This is a genomic window from Halodesulfovibrio marinisediminis DSM 17456, assembly GCF_900129975.1.
GTDB classification, from domain to species: Bacteria; Desulfobacterota; Desulfovibrionia; order Desulfovibrionales; family Desulfovibrionaceae; genus Halodesulfovibrio; species Halodesulfovibrio marinisediminis.
On record NZ_FSRG01000004.1, the window covers coordinates 733,724 to 748,538 of the forward strand.

Below are 14,815 nucleotides of genomic sequence, written 5' to 3' on the forward strand. Positions count from 1 at the left end.
GGGTCTGTTATTAACAGGGACATTTCGGCGCGTCTGCGCTGTTGTTACACTTGAAAGGAGAAATTTCACGTAGGCGCTTAATGATAGGAGGAAGCTCCTGAAGTACTACTTTGATTTCTTCATCGGTGTTAAAGCGGGAAAGAGAGAATCGGATGGAGCCGTGCGCGAAGGTGAACGGCACGCCCATTGCGCGGAGTACGTGAGATGGTTCAAGACTTCCGGATGTGCATGCAGAGCCGGAGCTTGCTGCAATACCAAATCCATCCATCATGAGCAGGATTGCTTCACCTTCAACATGTTTAAAGGAGATGTTGGTGGTATTTGGCAATCTGTGTTCTGTGTCACCGTTAATGATAGCTTGAGGGATAGCTTTGAGAAGTCCTTCCTCAAGAACGTCGCGCATATGTTTAACGCCGTTGCTTTCAATATCCATGTTCAGCTGAGCTAGTTCTGCAGCTTTACCAAGACCAACGATTGACGCAGTGTTTTCGGTACCGGCACGGCGTCCATGTTCCTGGTGTCCTCCACGCAGGTGAGGACGGAATGGAACACCTTTGCGAACAAATAATGCACCGATGCCTTTAGGGCCGTGAATTTTGTGGCCGGAAAGGGACAGGTAGTCCACAGGAAGTGTCTGGAGGTTGAGGTCTATTTTACCGACAGCTTGCACAGCATCAGTGTGCAGCATTACGCCTTGTCCTTTAACTATCTTGGCGATTTCCTGCATCGGGAAGATAACGCCGGTTTCGCTGTTAGCGTACATGATGGAAACAATAGCGGTGTCAGGACGTAAGGCTGCACGAAGGTCATCAAGGTTGAGCTGACCTTTTTCATCTACATCAAGATAGGTTACTTCATAACCATGTTCTTCGAGATGACGGCACACGTTAAGGATTGCAGGGTGTTCGACACGGGTGGTGATGAGATGCTTTTTACCCGGCTGTGATTCAAGCGCTGAGTAAATAGCTGTGTTGTCACTTTCTGTACCGCCTGCGGTGAAAATAATTTCATCTGGTTGTACGTTCAAAAGAGACGCAAGCCGATGACGTGCCTTGGCAATATGTGAACTGACTTGACCACCGAATTTGTGCATACTGGAAGGATTGCCGTAGTAATCTGTAAGAAACGGCATCATTTCCTTCAGTACGAGTGGGTCAATTTTTGTGGTTGCGTTGTTATCAAGATAGATTGTTGTCACTGCGATACCTCCACAACGGTAAGTTCAGGTTCTACCTGTTCCTGCAATGCCTTTTCCACAACATTCTTGAGAGTCAGCTGGCTGGATGGGCAGCTAGTGCACATGCCGCGCAGCGCAACTTTTACAATGTGTCCCTCAATATCAATAAGGTCAACGTCGCCGCCGTCCTGTTTCAGGCGTGGACGGATTTCCTCGTTGAGCACTTTCATTACGAGCTGCATACGCTCAATATTAGAAAGAACAGGGCGGGTTGGTGTCTTTGGCACTTCACACACAGCAGCTTTACCTGTGGCTTCATCGATGATTCGTTGAATATCGTCGATGCAGTTACCACAGCCGCCACCAGCTTTGGTGTAGTGTGTAACATCTTCTACAGTTGTGAGGCCGTTTTCTTTCACAGCACGCATAATCTGCTCATCGGTAACGCCAAAACAATGGCATACGATGTTACCTTCGTGCTCGTGAACTTCTACAGGCTCACCGCGGTAGGTTTTAATCGCAACTTCTAACGCTTCCTGCCCCATAACGGAGCAGTGCATTTTCTCTTCAGGAAGACCGCCCAGAAATTCGGCGATATCTTTGTTGGAAATCTGTTCTGCTTCTTCGAGAGTTTTGCCTTTAAGCAATTCAGTCAGTGCAGAAGATGATGCAATAGCGCTGGCGCACCCGAAGGTCTGGAATGTGGCGTCAACGATACGGTCATTGTCATCTATTTTAAGGTAGAGTCTAAGCGCATCACCACAAGCAAGGCTTCCCACCTCGCCAACAGCGCTGGCGTCTTTCATCTCACCTACATTCTTTGGGTTTAAGAAGTGCTCGCGCACTTTTTCAGTGTATTCCCACATTACAAGTATCCTCCGGATTCTGTTCAAAAGTATTGTGAGCGCACCTTGCAATATAGTAATACAAAATGGGTTAGGGAAGGGGGAAACCCATTTTTTTTTGAAATGATGCGCAGGAGTTTACGATTGAACCCGAATTCAATTGGTATTTTTCGGTCATTTTAAGAATATACGAACAGGGCAGAAATGCAGACTATTTTTTTTGTAGCTGCATGCTAAATCACATTATTTCCGCTCAGTATTTCGATAAACCTTCTGAATACATTCATATCAATTTGTGTCGCCATTTCTTCCTTCATAATTCGCAAGGTTCTGAACGCATCAGTTCCATCTGAATATGGTCTTGAAGACCTGATGGCATCATAGATGTCCGCAATGGTTACAGCTCGAACCGGAAGAGGAATGTCCGGATCATTAAGCCCGCAAGGATAGCCTGAACCATCAAGTTTTTCATGGTGGAAAAGAATGCAGTTGAGAGCGTCTTGTGAAAGTGGAAGGCGTGCGCATATACCGGCACCATGTACTGGGTGGGTATTGATATGCTGCCGTTCAATTGAAGTTAGTTTTCCGGGTTTAGTGAGAATTGTTTCTGAAATTTTTTTCTTACCAATGTCGTGCAGGATGGCTCCAAGCCCGAACTGCACCATGTCCCGCTCTGCAAATGAATATGTTTGCAGAATAAGCTGGGAGTAAACAAAGACATGTAGTGAATGTGAATAGGTTTGATAGTCATGAGCAATGATTGAGCCCATGGTTTGAAGGGAATTTTCCAGAGTAAGAAAACTTACACCCTTTGTTACAAATTCAAAAACCCTGTTGAACTGGCCTCGATCTATAGTGGGAGGAAGTTCTTTAGAAAAGATATCTTCTACGATTTCTAGGGATGTCTCGTAAAAAATTTGCGCTCTTGCGGGTCTTGGAATTTTTTCGTCGAGCAGTGCTTCGCCGAGATGGGATGTAATGTGGTCAAAATATTCCGGTCGTTGATCGTGCCTGATATAAACATTTTTTCGGCCGCTATTGAGCAGGATTCGTTCATGATGCTCAGTAAAACTGTCTCCAGCTTTAGCATAGAGCGCAAAGGAATCTTCACTGCGGATATAAATGTCGTAGTTCCCACGGGTCGAACGCAAGACCAGTGAAGGCAGGACGGGGAAAAAGTCGTGCGACAGATCCTCACTAAGAGGTACTTGGGGAACAGCTTGTGTCATTACCTGATATAGCCTGTAAGGTTGTAAGCACTAAACAGCAGACAGATTTATACACTTCGTCTGGGGAACATGTGAATTGCATAGTACGGTTTGAACAAGGGGAATTTATTCGCACCATAAATGTCTGCAACGTCATTTAATGTGCTTAAGTTAGAACATGCTCACCATAGTTTTGAGGCTGCTATGTTTTTTAGTTACGGACATGCGTAACACATTCTGACCTGCTGGGGTAAGCGCAGAACAATGCACATAGCATAACACTGGTGAGTATTACCTACTTTCTATTCTTTGTTTACCAAAGAATTATTCTAACATTTAAAAAACAGCTTCAATCTTCTTTGATCAGTCAAAAATGTTAAGCAACAGTGAAAAACTGTACAGTAAATTTTTTACCTGACAAAGAGTGTTAAAATTGAAAACACAACCTGAAGCTGTGCTTGCTCCTTGTTAATCAAAATCTATACAAGATGAAATTACAAAAGAGTTACTGCATGTTGCGCTATCTTTTGTAGTTTGTCTACGAAGAATTTTTTGCAGTATATAACGTATTATCGTTGTTTGAATATTTTACTATAGTTTTTTGTAAGCAAAAAAACAGTACTTGTATTTAACAATGCTTAAACAATTTTAAAGTAAAAAAAACTGCTTTGTTTATTTTAAATGTAGAAAAGTGAGTAAGACATCACGTGTTTGTCATGCAAATTTTGTATGTAATAAAAAGTTACTAATGATTTTTTATTAATTGAATAACAAATCTGTATGAAGTTATGAAAAAAAAATTGAAGAATAAAAAAAGCGCTTTTTACTATTTTGTATAAAAAAACTTTAAGTAGAGAATTTCATGCCAATTTTAGTGCAGTGCTTTTTGCCTCTTTGCAGCTGGGTAGTGTGGTGAGGATGTCTGCATTAATAATGCAATTAGAAGATAAATGGACAACTAAAGCACTTCGAAGTTTTTTTTAGATCGCTCTAATATTATGATATAATAAGATTATTTGATTTTTTAGTTAAAGTCTAGACGGTATCTCGTCTGCATGTCCTTTTTTATTTCTAAGGTGAGTGTTGGCGAATAAAAGCTCCTGAAAATGGGCTAGTCAGCGCAGATTCTCATTTTCCGTTTTAATTTAATTCAAATTACGTATGTATAATTGTACCAAATTTGCTACGAGAAATGCATTCAGGGAGTATAGAAAGGAAGGTGTGTTTCCTTATTTTATTAAGGCTCTGGTGAGTTCGAGGAAGTTTATAGTTTTGCGCCACTGCATTTTTCATCATTATTCTTATTATTCGATGCGTTATAACGGGATGAAAGTGTGATGCTGGGAGAGCAAGTGAGCTGATACGTGATTAAATTTATTTGGAATTGTGTATCAGTTTGTATTTACACTTTTTTGACGAATTCCTCAAAAATGAAAAGACATAGCCCAAAGTGAAAGAGCAGAATGTTTATCTGTCCAATAGATTAACTTTTTAGTATCATTCGGATATTGTTTACTTTTGTGGAGTACTATCTGGTCAGCATGCAGTATATCTATCGTAAAATTTTTCATCATATTCATCCTGACTCTCGAGCCATTGCCGTTGATTTAGCTATGTATCTTGCTGTGATTACAGCTTTTGTCTGGAGTATCTTTTCCGGTGCAGAGGCGTCTGGCTATAACTGGCAGTGGAGTAGAGTCCCTCGTTATCTTTTTACGCTTTCAGACGGAGCATTTCATGCAGGGCCGTTACTTACAGGCCTTGGAGTCACACTTGAAATCACTTGTTACTCCATGGTGCTGGCATTTGCTTTCGGGCTGATAGCCGTACTCTTTAGATTTTCACGTTCGATAGTTGCCCGTTATGTAGCTATTTTTTATGTCGAACTCATTCGTAATACGCCGTTAATGCTTCAGGTGTTAATAATGTACTTTGTTATTGCACCGGTTTTGGAAATGGAGCGCTTTCTTTCTGCTGTTCTTGCTTTGGCACTTTTTGAAGGAGCCTATATTGCAGAGATTTTCAGGGCAGGCATTAGTTCGGTTCCTAAGGGGCAATGGGAGGCTGCCGAAAGTGTGGGGCTTAGCCGTTTTCACACCTACAGGCTTATAGTACTGCCGCAGGCAATTCGAGCCACGTTACCGCCCCTCACTGGACAGGCGGTGTCTTTGGTAAAAGATTCCGCATTGGTTTCGGTTATTGCAATTTATGATCTGACGATGCAGGGACAGGCTATCATTTCGGAAACCTATCTTACATTTGAGATATGGTTTATAGTGGCGTTTATTTATTTAGTGATTACAGTTGGTTTATCTTTTGTTGTACATTATTTGGAAAAGAAATATTCGTATGACCTCTAGAAACCGATTCCAAGATAAAGTGGAGGATTTCCGTGGGTAAAGCTATATTGAAAACAGTGAGTACCTTACTGCTTGTTGTGGTATTTTGCCTTCCTGCAGCTGCGCAGAATGTCATGTCCGAGTTGAATAAGGAAAGCGTGATTTCTAAAGTGATTGAACGTAATAAGCTGCGTGTAGGTTTTTCAACTTTTGTTCCTTGGGCAATGAAAGATAAGAACGGTAATTTTATCGGCTTTGAAATCGATGTAATGAAGGAGCTCGCCAAAGACCTTGGTGTTGAAATTGAATTTGTTCCGACAACTTGGTCCGGTATTATTCCTGCGCTGCTTTCAGATAAGTTTGATGTCATTATTGGCGGTATGTCTGTAACGACACAGCGTAATCTCAAAGTGAACTTTACAGATCCTTACGACTACACCGGAATCGGTATTCTTGCTTCACTGAAAAAAGGTGGCAACATTCACTCCTTGGAAGATGTAAATAAAGACGGTGTGATTATTGTTGCCCGCATTGGCTCAACTCCAGCTGCCGCCGCTAAAGAATATTTTCCTAAAGCAGAAATTCGTCTTTTTGAAAAAGAAACACAGTGTGTGCAGGAGCTTATGACTGGTCGTGCAGCCGTAATGCTTGCCAGTGCTCCGCTTCCTGCGTTTAAGGCATACGAGTTCCCGAAAAAACTTTTTGTGCCGGTAAAAGGGACATTTACAAAAGAACCTATCGCATTTGCTCTCCGTAAAGGCGATCCGGATACATTGAATGTTCTTAATAACTGGATTCGTATCAAGCACGATTCCGGCTGGCTTACAGCCCGTAAGGACTACTGGTTCGAAGGCAAACAGTGGGAGTCCCTGCTTAAGTAGCTTTAATTTATTGATGACTGGGTTGAAACATTACATTTAACACTGTGGCGGACTTGGTCCGCCACATTTTTCTTATGCAGCACAAACGATACAAACCTGTTCTCCTCGATTATATCCTGCTGGCACTTATTGGTGGCGGCATTCTCTATTTCTACTGGCAGTTGGAAAACGAGTTGCAATATGAGTGGAGCTGGGAAACCATCCCACAATTTCTTTTGAAGAATTCAAATGGGACATGGGAGCCTAACTTTTTACTCGAAGGCCTTTTCACTACAATTCGTTTAAGCATATGGGCGACGCTTCTTGCTTCCGTAGTGGGAGTGTTGATGGGACTTGCGCGGGTGAGTCAGAGCCATTTTGGGCAGATGATTTCACGTACCTATGTAGAGATAGTGCGCAACATGCCACCTATTGTGCTCATTTTTATTTCGTACTTTTTTCTGTCTGCACAACTAACCCAATATTTATCGCTTGATACAGCTGTACAAGATCTTCCACCCTGGCTGCATTCTGTCATTTCGATTGTATTTTGCAAGCCATCGCAGGTTGTCCAGTTTGTAACTGGGGTCATAACACTTGGTTTATATGAAGGCGCATATATTACAGAAATTGTTCGTGGTGGCGTCAATAGTGTGCAGCGAGGGCAATGGGAAGCATCCGCATCGCTCGGCTTTAATCGTTTTGATCAGTTGAGACTTGTTGTGCTGCCGCAGGCACTCAAGGTAATTATTCCACCGCTTGCAGGGCAGTTTATTTCAACAATTAAAGACTCAGCCATCCTGTCAGTAATTTCTATTCAAGAACTGACTTTTCAAGGACTGGAACTGATGGCGTCTACCTATTTGGTATTCGAAATCTGGATCACCATTGCTATGATGTATCTTTTGTTGACTCTTGGTTGTTCTATATTGTCCCGTTGGGTGGAACGTGCTTTGGTATGGAAGAATTAGCTACAAAATAGTTGAGTAAAAAATCCGCCAATCTTTGTGGAGATTGACGGATTTTTTTGTGGTTAGCGTAATGAGTAGAAGCGCTCAGGTGTCATAGCTCCGGCCAGTTGGTCGAGGCGCCCCTTCAACGCTTTGATTTCATCATATCCCTGTGTCCTCAAGTAGGTGTAGGCCATGGAGGCTCTAAAGCCAGAGAGACAGAAGGTGATGATGAACTTATCGCGAGGCACTTCACTCATCCGGTCTGGAAGTTCATTCAGCGGAATATGTTTTGCGAATGAAAAGCGTAACGTCTTCGCTTCTTCGTGTGTTCTTACATCCAGAAATACAAAATGGTCGTGGTCGATAAATTTACTGGCCTCTTCAACTGTTATCCCATATTCACCCGCAACGAGAAATGCTATGTCCATTTCGCGTAGAACATCTGAAAGGTGTGGGCAGACATCGATATGCTCTTCCATGTGATACTCCTAATATAATCAGAAAGCCTTTTGTTTCGGGATATTGTTTTACAAGAGTATTGTGGAGTCAAGCTACAGCATGTAGGCTGACTGGTACAAGATTGTTAACTAATAAAGCGTACTAGCAGGATACACCATGGGTAGTTCTTTTTCTAAGATGAATATATCTTCATTGATTCACTTTGTTACCAAGGGCATGTGGAGTGTTAATGTAAAAGAATTGCCTTTGCTGCAACGAAGGGCGGTTATTTTTTGCAGGCGTCTATCTGTTATATTTACAGGTTTTTTTGTCGATAACTGCATGTTACGGGCAACAGCACTAGCTTACACAACCATTCTTTCAATCGTGCCGTTTCTTGCTGTTCTATTTTCCATTTCTAAGGGGCTGGGCGTTCAAAATAGCGAGACATTGCGTTTTATTCTTCTTAACGCATCTGCTGGAAACACAAAGGCTGTGGATTATCTTCTGCAGTATGTGAACAATACTAATGTCACCACCCTTGGTGTTATCGGTGTTGCCACGTTATTTGTTACAGTTATCTCCTTGATGGGGAATATTGAGTCTGCATTCAATAGGATATGGAATGTAAAGCAAGGGCGCACAATGTGGCGCAAGTTTACAGACTTTTTCTCTATAGTTCTTGTTGCACCTATTTTACTTGGTGTTGCTGTTAGCTTAAGCGTAACAATGCAGCACGATTCTATCCTGCAGGGATTGCTCAGTATTGATGCCATAAGCTATGTCTATTTCCAGTTGTTGAAACTGATCCCGACTGTGATGATCTGGTTCCTGCTTTTTTTTGCGTATGCTTTTATCCCGAACCTTAAGGTTCAGGCAAAAAGTGCTTTTGTCGGTGCACTGGTAGGCGTCTTTCTTTGGAAGAGCGTTGAAAATGTGTACATTTCGTATCTTGTTGGTGCGAATAACTACAACCTTATCTATGGCAGCTTTGCGCAGTTTCCGCTCTTTCTTCTTTGGATTTACATCAGTTGGTTGATCGTGTTGTTCGGTGTGGAGATTTGTTACGCTATTCAATACGGTTCTACTGAAGAAGATAAAATGCTGGCAGGCAGAACCAGTTGTTATGAAAAATCCATACTTGCTACAGCAGTAATGGCAACACTTGCCAAGACATACAGAAATAATGGCGGGGCAGTGACTGTGGAGTCTTTGAGTGACAGTCTCCAAGTATCGCAACTTCTTGTGGAGGATGCACTTAGCGTACTGGAAGAAAAAGGATTTGCTGCAAAGGTTGAAGCAGATAACGCTGCGTATATTTTGGCGCGTCCAGCCTCATCAACGTATGTTTCAGAGGTGATTACGGCTGTTTGTCATTATCATCCAGAACGTGTGATGCAGTATACCTTGCAAGGACATCCAGACTCAATCGTTATTGTAGAGACGTTGTATAAGCAGCTTGCCAGTGGAAAAGATTGTACACTTGCTGAATTGTAATACGTTGCTGACATTTTTTAGCCTCAGAGGTTTGGGAAAAACCTTTTGGTGCGAAAAAAAATTAGTTAATTGCTCATACGCCTTAATCTTTCTGATTTGAATTGCAAAAGGGCTGTTCTTCATGCGAAGGACAGCCCCTTATTAATTATGCGAAAGGTCGTGGATCATAAACCGTGAGACTGTGTAGCAAAGGTTCCTGCTTCGAAAATGAAAGTTTTAGGAGAGTCCTGAGAAGCTCTTTTCAAAGCGGTGCTGTTCTCGAGGAACGAGAGATTATAGCTAGCGACAGTGTATCAGTGGAAAGTATCACAGATAAAAAAAAGCCCAGAGAATCCGCTCTGGGCTTTATCTTTTCTAGCAAGCTGCTTCTTTTTTATTTTGGTCGGCAACGAGCTGACCACAAGCAGCTTTAATATCCGCTCCTTTAGACTGGCGGATAATAGCGGTAATGCCTTTGTCCCAGAGGAACTTCTGGAATTTGAGAACCGCTTCTTCTGATGGAGCTTTGTACGGATCTCCCTCGGATGGGTTGTAGACGATGAGGTTAAGCTTTGATTTTGTCTGTGAGATGAGTCTCACAAGCTCACGCGCATGTTCTACAGAGTCATTTACGCCGCCGAGCAGAAGGTATTCGTATGTGATACGCTCGCGTGTTTTAAGCGGGTAGTTTTTGAGGGCGTCCATAAAATCATTAAGTTTCCAGCGTGCAGCCTTAGGCATAATCTCAGCGCGCAGTTCCTGATTTGGCGCGTGAAGAGAAACTGCGAGGAATGCAAGACCGGATTCACCAAGTACGGAGAGTCCCTTCTCAATACCACAGGTAGACACGGTTACTCGGCGTGGAGAAAATGCAAGGCCGAGAGTGCTGTGCATGGTTTTGAGAGACTTGATGAGGTTGTTCAGGTTCAACAGCGGTTCGCCCATTCCCATGAATACGATGTTACGCAGGATAGGACGTTCTGCAACGTCTTGCAGGAAATGACGTGCAACGAGTACCTGTCCCAAGATTTCACCCTGGGTCATGTTACGTTTGAAGCCCATTGTGCCTGTTGAGCAGAAAGTACACGCCATAGCGCAACCTACCTGACAGGAAAGGCACTGGGAGTAGCGGCCGTTGGAGCCGGGAATCAGTACTGTTTCAACCAGAGCACCGTCATGCAGCTTTAAGAGAAACTTGATCGTGCCGTCTTTGCTTTCTTGAGTAGTAACAACTTCCGGCCAGCGGATGTATGCTTCTTCCTTCAGACGTGCGCGAACAACTTTGGAGATGTTTGTCATCTCATCGAAGGATTGAACATATTTATTCCACAGCCACTGCCAAACCTGTTTGGTGCGGAATTTTTTTTCCCCGAGTCCAACGAGGAACTCTTCAAGCTCTTCATATGAGAGATCAAGAATATTAACCATGACGGCCCCTTTTTTCCGGCAATGTGTACCGGTGAATCTGTGGATGGTCGCGGTGCGCCATCGCCACAGACTCTATATACATTAAAGGTTGCCCTGTGAAGAGGCGGGGCAAACCTTTGCGCAATACACAGCTGGTAAAGCTTGGTGTCTGTTGGGCCGTTATGCAGGTTTGCTGTGAAATAACTATTTATTTTTTAAGGGAAATAATGCTATGTAAGAGTGTCTTTATTGCATTGTAAGAATTGCTTTACCGTTGTGGAGGGGGTGCTGTGAAGCTTGTAACCAATTGTATCGTTGCGATGGTGCTAATTGTGTGCACTGCGACAGTGCAGGCTTTAGCGGGGGATGTGCGCGTTGAACGGGCGGCTGCGATGCGCAGTGTAGATATGGAGCTTTATACGTTCTACATGAAGCAGAGTCAGGGGTTGGAGTTGTGTAACAGTATATGTCCTGATCATGCAGAAGCGTTTGAAAATGCTTCCGGTACACTTGCCGTTCTGCTTGATGATGCTGTTAGTTCTATACGTAGTGAGCAGTATGGTACTGTAGATTTTCGTAAATATGATGGAGAGTTGTATGCAGCCAGCAAGGGAAAATTTTCTGACTCTGTTGGCTGTACGTCTTGTATTGCTTTGGTAGAAGATGTTCAGAAGTATTCTGAGAACGGTCTTCCTGCTGAGATGGCACGCACTGTATTATTCCATACCGAAAAATATCGATTGTCTCCCGAACAGGAATTTAGTGACGGTCTGGTTTCTATTACCCGTTATCAATGGAATGCCAGTGGTAAAAAACGTACCTGCCGTGTTTCTATTCCAAAAACATGGGGGAAGGTTGCATCCACTGGGGCAAGACGTTCTGTTGAATATCGAAGTGCCTTGGGAAATGGTATTCCTTTTTTTTCTATTCAATATGCACCGGCGAGACGTGTGTCCTCGGAAGACGCAGTTATGCAGGAACTTCAACGTCGAGTTTCGTTGGATACGTTATCAGAACATTTTGGTACTGTTGAAATTCTCGCACAAGGTGTTCAGCGACTCGGTAATACCCAGAGTATATGGGTGATGTTTTCAGCGAATGGGAAAGGCGACAACGGTGCTGGATACTATTACAACTGGTATATGCTGGTTGATGGTACCGTGCTTATGTTCCAGTCCGGTGTTAGTGGGGAGGGGAATGCTCCGACAATGGAACAGGAAGAGCTGTTCCGTAAGTACTATCAAACGTTACGTGAAATAGCTGTTTCTTCTGTAATTGGATAATAAATTTCTGAAGTCTTACCTGCTTGTTTTTTAATGTATGGCTAAAAGAAAGGCCGTCATCACATTTGCGATGACGGCCTATTTTTTTAGAGAGTGGATGGTTACAGTATACGCATAAAGATTTCAGCTACATCGTCTTTGCTGAGTGGAGCAATTCGTCCAAGGTCTCGATACGCGAATGCACTATCGACAAGGTGAGGCACGTCTTCTTCGGTTACACCCCAGCCGGAAAGACGGGATGGTGCGCCCCAACTTGAGAACGCTGCGCGGGTTGCATCAATGCCACCCTGAATAGTGTCCTGTCCCCATACTGTTGCTGCAAAACGATTGAAAATTTCTGGTGCTTTTGCACATACCTGTTGCATCCATGAAGGGAAGATGACGGCAAGGCCTTCACCATGTGGAATATGCGGGAAGCGTCCGCTCAATGCATGTTCAAGTGCATGGGAAGTCCAGTCCCCACCGGACAAGCCGCATCCTGTAAGACCGTTGAGGCTTAAGCAGGAAGCCCAGGCAAGGTTGGCACGAGCTTCATAATTGGAAGGATCGTGGTGCAGGGAGTGCAGGGAGTTGATGAGAGAAATGAGCAGCCCTTCACAGATGTTCAGGGTTGTTTCCTCATTGAAATATCCGGTACGCTTATCTGCAATGCGACCACGGAAGTAGTTTTCCATGATGTGTGTCATTGCATCAATTCCACTGCCTGCGGTGATTTTCCATGGGGTCTGAACTTGATAGAGCGGGTCGATTGCGGTCACTTTAGGGATCATGCAATGTCCACCAAGGCTCCATTTTTTTTGCATCCGTTCGTTAGTGATAACGGCTTTACCATTCATTTCAGAACCGGTTCCGGACAACGTAACAACTGTGTATACAGGTAAAGAACGCTCTACAGTTTTGCGAGACTCAACGCGTTCCCAGTAATCATCAAGATATACACCGGCAGCGATGGCTTTTGCAGCATCAATAACGCTACCGCCACCAACACCGAGTACAGCTCCTACACTGGCTTTGCGAGCAATGTTGATGCCTGCTTCAATCTGATCAAGTGACGGGTTTGGTTTAATTCCCCAAAATTCAGTCCAGTCTACGCCTGCTTCCTGCAACGAACGGATGGTAGCCTCATAGGCACCGTTGTTACGTGCAGATCCGCCGCCGAGAACGAGAAGGACGGAAGACGCCTCTTTTACAATATGCCAGCCGATAAGATCGACAGCGTCCTGACCAAAAATTACCTGAGTAGGGGCACTATAAGTAAAAGCATCCATGTTAATCACCTGATAAAAAAATGTTACTGCGCAGATTAATGCAGTGTTAACTATAGCGAGTAACTGGAATAACGACAAGTGTTGTGGCGTAGAACTCGTGAAAGAGCAGAGAAATATAGTGCTCCTGTATTATGCTAATGTGATGGCGCATTGTTAAGGTGTAAATACAGTTGCGTGAGTGCAGATGTAGCTAACTTATATGTGCAGACTCTATTTTTCCGTTACGAATAAGTATAGTTCTGTCAGATACAGATGTTAACCATTCTCTGTCGTGTGAAACAATAACTAGACTTGTATTGCGTTCTGCTTTTGCACGTATTGCTGCATTTCGAATACGCTCAGTAGATTCTTCATCTAGGGATGACGTCGGTTCGTCCATAAGAAGTACGCTTGGGTTGATAGCAAGGCGTGCTGCAAGAGCTACTCTTTGTGCCTCGCCACCGGAAAGTTCAAACCAGTTGCGGTTGAGAAAAGTCTCTGGTGAAAGACCGACTTCCTCCAGTGCTGTGGCTGCCATGTCGGTAATATTAGACATGCCGCGCACGCGTAGACCGTACTCAACATTTTCTTTAACGGTTCGCTTTAGCAAATAAGGCTGCTGAGTGAGCAGTGTAACTTCCCGACGTAGTGAAGTGTCTGTAATTGAGGCTTCGGCGTCTCTAAATAGGAGAGTTCCACTTTTCGGTGCTTCCAGAAACGCAAGCATACGCATGAGCGTTGACTTGCCGCTACCGTTAGGACCGATGATGCCTGTAATGGTACCAGATTCCAGCGTAAGGGAATCAATAGTGAGAACTGTCCTGCCGCCGTAGGTTTGTACGATGTTCGAAAGTTGATAAAGCGACATGATTATTGCCCCGCACGACGTTTGAGTTTGGCGACACTGAAGTTAACACCAAACGCGATAATAAGCAGAACCACACCAAGGGCAATGCCCATTGCAAACTCACCTTTACCGGTTTCCAGCGCAATGGCGGTTGTGATGGTGCGTGTGTGCCATTTGATGTTGCCGCCGACCATCATGGATATGCCAATTTCTGATACGATGCGTCCGTAGGCTGCGACACCGGCGAGCATAAGGTGGTAGCGGGTTTCCCATAAGGTTGCACGTAGTACCTGCAATTTATCTGCACCGAGGGTAAGCAAAGTTTCTTTCATGCCGGCGTCTGCATTTTCTACAGCATTTGCGACCATTGCTACAACAATCGGCATACCGAGCATCACTTGCCCGATAGCAATCCCGGGAAGGGTAAAGAGTAACCCGTAGTCACCCAGCGGGCCTTGTCGAGATACCAGCGAGTATACAAGCAGACCGATAACTACGGTGGGAAAGGAGAGCAGGGTGTCGGTAGTCATCCGTAAGGTATCGCGTCCTTTAAAGCGGCAGTATCCGAGTATAAAACCGAGTGGTGCCCCGATCAGGATGGTAAAGAAAATAGAAAGGGATGATACGCAGAGTGTGATGTATACGGCAGACCATGTCTCAGGATTGCCGTCGAAGAGAAGTTGAAAAGCTTTCAGCAAGCCTTCGTAAATGAAACCCATGTAATCTCCTTGCCAA

13 protein-coding genes are annotated in these 14,815 nt (G+C 44.0%); 5 read left to right on the forward strand and 8 right to left on the reverse strand.

Going from position 1 to position 14,815, the window contains the following annotated elements; translation table 11 throughout:
• Positions 1–10 precede the first annotated feature (10 nt).
• From nifS to BUR09_RS07735, 3 genes are all read right to left on the reverse strand, one after another.
• Positions 11–1,198 (reverse strand): cysteine desulfurase NifS, encoded by a 1,188-nt coding sequence (gene nifS / locus BUR09_RS07725; RefSeq protein ID WP_074216354.1) that lies wholly within the window; start codon positions 1,196–1,198, stop codon positions 11–13.
• Positions 1,195–2,043 (reverse strand): Fe-S cluster assembly protein NifU, encoded by an 849-nt coding sequence (gene nifU, locus BUR09_RS07730; protein WP_074216355.1) that lies wholly within the window; start codon positions 2,041–2,043, stop codon positions 1,195–1,197. The genes nifS and nifU overlap by 4 nt, the downstream gene beginning before the upstream one ends.
• A gap of 212 nt (positions 2,044–2,255) precedes the next feature.
• Positions 2,256–3,251: an HD-GYP domain-containing protein gene (locus tag BUR09_RS07735; protein ID WP_074216356.1), complete on the reverse strand. Its 996-nt coding sequence runs from the start codon at positions 3,249–3,251 to the stop codon at positions 2,256–2,258.
• A 1,520-nt stretch (positions 3,252–4,771) separates the two neighbouring features.
• Between BUR09_RS07735 and BUR09_RS07740 the strand changes: the two genes are divergently transcribed.
• The 3 genes from BUR09_RS07740 to BUR09_RS07750 all read left to right on the forward strand — a co-directional run bounded on the left by BUR09_RS07740 (position 4,772) and on the right by BUR09_RS07750 (position 7,400).
• Positions 4,772–5,590, forward strand: a complete 819-nt coding sequence (locus BUR09_RS07740; RefSeq protein ID WP_074216357.1) for an amino acid ABC transporter permease — start codon at positions 4,772–4,774, stop codon at positions 5,588–5,590.
• A gap of 32 nt (positions 5,591–5,622) precedes the next feature.
• The gene (locus BUR09_RS07745; protein ID WP_084539389.1) at positions 5,623–6,450 is read left to right on the forward strand and encodes a transporter substrate-binding domain-containing protein; all 828 of its coding nucleotides are present in this window, start codon (positions 5,623–5,625) and stop codon (positions 6,448–6,450) included.
• Between the two features lie 74 nt (positions 6,451–6,524).
• A complete protein-coding gene (locus tag BUR09_RS07750) occupies positions 6,525–7,400 on the forward strand; it encodes an amino acid ABC transporter permease (RefSeq protein WP_074216358.1) in 876 nt (291 codons plus the stop codon).
• 62 nt (positions 7,401–7,462) lie between these two features.
• Here BUR09_RS07750 and BUR09_RS07755 read toward each other — a convergent pair whose 3' ends face one another.
• Positions 7,463–7,861, reverse strand: a complete 399-nt coding sequence (locus BUR09_RS07755) for a rhodanese-like domain-containing protein (protein ID WP_074216359.1) — start codon at positions 7,859–7,861, stop codon at positions 7,463–7,465.
• Between the two features lie 136 nt (positions 7,862–7,997).
• On the opposite strand from BUR09_RS07755, the gene BUR09_RS07760 reads away from it, so the two are divergent.
• Positions 7,998–9,317 (forward strand): YhjD/YihY/BrkB family envelope integrity protein, encoded by a 1,320-nt coding sequence (locus BUR09_RS07760; RefSeq protein WP_074216360.1) that lies wholly within the window; start codon positions 7,998–8,000, stop codon positions 9,315–9,317.
• 354 nt (positions 9,318–9,671) lie between these two features.
• Here BUR09_RS07760 and rlmN read toward each other — a convergent pair whose 3' ends face one another.
• On the reverse strand, positions 9,672–10,724 hold the full coding sequence (gene rlmN, locus BUR09_RS07765; protein WP_074216361.1) for a 23S rRNA (adenine(2503)-C(2))-methyltransferase RlmN: 1,053 nt from the start codon (positions 10,722–10,724) through the stop codon (positions 9,672–9,674).
• Positions 10,725–10,993: 269 nt separating this feature from the next.
• On the opposite strand from rlmN, the gene BUR09_RS07770 reads away from it, so the two are divergent.
• Positions 10,994–11,986, forward strand: a complete 993-nt coding sequence (locus BUR09_RS07770; RefSeq protein WP_074216362.1) for a hypothetical protein — start codon at positions 10,994–10,996, stop codon at positions 11,984–11,986.
• A gap of 101 nt (positions 11,987–12,087) precedes the next feature.
• Here BUR09_RS07770 and BUR09_RS07775 read toward each other — a convergent pair whose 3' ends face one another.
• The 3 genes from BUR09_RS07775 to BUR09_RS07785 all read right to left on the reverse strand — a co-directional run bounded on the left by BUR09_RS07775 (position 12,088) and on the right by BUR09_RS07785 (position 14,799).
• Positions 12,088–13,254, reverse strand: coding sequence for an iron-containing alcohol dehydrogenase (locus tag BUR09_RS07775; RefSeq protein ID WP_074216363.1), 1,167 nt, complete (start codon positions 13,252–13,254; stop codon positions 12,088–12,090).
• Positions 13,255–13,444: 190 nt separating this feature from the next.
• Positions 13,445–14,101, reverse strand: coding sequence for an energy-coupling factor ABC transporter ATP-binding protein (locus tag BUR09_RS07780; protein WP_074216364.1), 657 nt, complete (start codon positions 14,099–14,101; stop codon positions 13,445–13,447).
• A gap of 2 nt (positions 14,102–14,103) precedes the next feature.
• Positions 14,104–14,799 carry an ABC transporter permease gene (locus BUR09_RS07785; RefSeq protein ID WP_074216365.1) on the reverse strand — a complete coding sequence of 232 codons (696 nt, stop codon included), beginning with the start codon at positions 14,797–14,799 and terminating at the stop codon, positions 14,104–14,106.
• Positions 14,800–14,815: the final 16 nt, after the last annotated feature.

What these genes read in the sequence shown, in the direction of transcription:
- BUR09_RS07735 (WP_074216356.1), bottom strand. Translation starts at nt 3,251, where the DNA reads ATGACACAAGCTGTTCCCCAAGTACCTCTTAGTGAGGATCTGTCGCAC.
- BUR09_RS07775 (WP_074216363.1), bottom strand. Translation starts at nt 13,254, where the DNA reads ATGGATGCTTTTACTTATAGTGCCCCTACTCAGGTAATTTTTGGTCAG.
- BUR09_RS07755 (WP_074216359.1), bottom strand. Translation starts at nt 7,861, where the DNA reads ATGGAAGAGCATATCGATGTCTGCCCACACCTTTCAGATGTTCTACGC.
- BUR09_RS07780 (WP_074216364.1), bottom strand. Translation starts at nt 14,101, where the DNA reads ATGTCGCTTTATCAACTTTCGAACATCGTACAAACCTACGGCGGCAGG.
- BUR09_RS07750 (WP_074216358.1), top strand. Translation starts at nt 6,525, where the DNA reads ATGCAGCACAAACGATACAAACCTGTTCTCCTCGATTATATCCTGCTG.
- nifU (WP_074216355.1), bottom strand. Translation starts at nt 2,043, where the DNA reads ATGTGGGAATACACTGAAAAAGTGCGCGAGCACTTCTTAAACCCAAAG.
- BUR09_RS07760 (WP_074216360.1), top strand. Translation starts at nt 7,998, where the DNA reads ATGGGTAGTTCTTTTTCTAAGATGAATATATCTTCATTGATTCACTTT.
- BUR09_RS07740 (WP_074216357.1), top strand. Translation starts at nt 4,772, where the DNA reads ATGCAGTATATCTATCGTAAAATTTTTCATCATATTCATCCTGACTCT.
- rlmN (WP_074216361.1), bottom strand. Translation starts at nt 10,724, where the DNA reads ATGGTTAATATTCTTGATCTCTCATATGAAGAGCTTGAAGAGTTCCTC.
- BUR09_RS07785 (WP_074216365.1), bottom strand. Translation starts at nt 14,799, where the DNA reads ATGGGTTTCATTTACGAAGGCTTGCTGAAAGCTTTTCAACTTCTCTTC.